The 1,497-nt window shown below is 57.8% G+C and carries 3 protein-coding genes; all 3 read right to left on the reverse strand.

Annotation, left to right across the window (positions count from 1 at the left end; genetic code table 11):
- Positions 1-27 precede the first annotated feature (27 nt).
- The 3 genes from AKL28_RS23545 to AKL28_RS23555 are packed head-to-tail and all read right to left on the reverse strand — an operon-like array spanning position 28 to position 1,242.
- Positions 28-645 (reverse strand): hypothetical protein, encoded by a 618-nt coding sequence (locus AKL28_RS23545; RefSeq protein ID WP_034303262.1) that lies wholly within the window; start codon positions 643-645, stop codon positions 28-30.
- 4 nt (positions 646-649) lie between these two features.
- On the reverse strand, positions 650-976 hold the full coding sequence (locus tag AKL28_RS23550; RefSeq protein WP_034303213.1) for a type II toxin-antitoxin system RelE/ParE family toxin: 327 nt from the start codon (positions 974-976) through the stop codon (positions 650-652).
- Positions 973-1,242: a ribbon-helix-helix domain-containing protein gene (locus tag AKL28_RS23555; protein ID WP_034303215.1), complete on the reverse strand. Its 270-nt coding sequence runs from the start codon at positions 1,240-1,242 to the stop codon at positions 973-975. The genes AKL28_RS23550 and AKL28_RS23555 overlap by 4 nt, the downstream gene beginning before the upstream one ends.
- Positions 1,243-1,497 lie beyond the last annotated feature (255 nt).

Here is a 1,497-nt window from a genome sequence, read left to right on the forward strand (position 1 = left end):
CGAGCCAGGATTAACTGCAACTGACCATCAGCAATGCCGTTCGGCCAGTTCGATGATGCGAGGGTTGAACTCTTCGGGCCGCAGGCATTCCATGGGGCCGCGCTGGGGCCACACCTTGAGGATGTTGGCCGGGCGCTGCTCCATTGGACCGTTGCCCAACTCTGGTCCAATGATGTAGGTCGGCACATTGTGGCGCGCATAGTGCGGGTACATTTGGCGGGCGTAGTCCTCGAATCTGCCATCATCGATTGCGCCATCGGCGAACACCAAGAACGCCACCATCGTGCCGCACATATCGCAACGTACTTCCTCGCAAGGAACTTGACCCTGTGGGTGAGGTTGTCGAATTGGGAGCGGCGCGGGGCGTCCGCGCCCCCGCACCGATTCAAGGATACGTGTCAACTCCTTGCAAATCGGGTCGAGGACTTTAAGGCGTTGTTGCGTCATCGGGTCGCACGCTTCGCCGGCAACTTCGCTGACGATCTGTGTATCTCCTGTCGGCGTGCTTTCTACGGCAAGCCTGCCAAGTTCGCCCAGCTCGTAATCACGGAACACATACGCCATGCCGTTCGGTAGAAGTTGCCGCGTGACAGTGATATTCGGCGGCAAACGGAATCCTAAACCGGAAGAAAGATTTTCGGTCATCGCTTCAGTGCTCCGGTCCATCATCGGAGTCAACTTGCAAGATCGTTTCATAATCCTGACCGCCGTAGAAGATGCCGATGATGGATATTTGCTCGGTGTCCACGGCGAAAGCGATCACAGCACGCTTCTTGTAGTTGGTGATGCGCAGGCCCGGCCGCACGTCATCGCGCACAGTGCCGCGATGGGGGAAGGTACACAGACTCTCGCAGTAGCTGACGATAGCTTCCGTGTACCCGGTTGCTATATCGGACGAGGCCGCATCGGCAATGTAGCGGTACAGCGCTATAAGTTGTTCCTCGGCCTCGGGGGAGAAGATGACGCGGTAGCTCATCGCGCCTTGGCGTGCTCGGCGGCTAGGCGGGCGCGTACCTGGTCAACGGTAACGGCTCGGGCTGGATCGGCTTTCAACGCATCGTATGCCGGTCCGACCTGGTGGTTCAGCCAGCTTTCAACAGCCCGATCACGCGCCAGGAGCGCACGCAGACCGTCGCGGATGACTTCGCTTTCCGTCGCGTACTCACCAGTCCGCACCTTGGCCTTCACCACGTCCGCCATATCCAGCGGCAGGGTGATACTCAATTGCTGAGTTGTTCGCATAGTAGTCTCCGATTGCGTGATAGGATTTAATCCTACTCGAATCATCGCCAAGAGTCCAGCCTTGTCGTTGGATGCCGGGGAGCGGGCGCAAAATCCAGAAAAGGTAGGTTTTCTGGACGGACGATGACGCAGGCACGCTGTGGCCGGGATGCCCGGCGCTCGAAGTCCACAAACGCAGTCCACCAAACTTGTTCCATGAACAAGGCCGCTCAATAAGTTCCTGGAACATTTTCAGTTGCAGTTATTTCTGGTTCT

Origin of the sequence: Herbaspirillum chlorophenolicum (assembly GCF_001189955.1) — a bacterium.
GTDB lineage: Bacteria > Pseudomonadota > Gammaproteobacteria > Burkholderiales > Burkholderiaceae_D > Herbaspirillum > Herbaspirillum chlorophenolicum.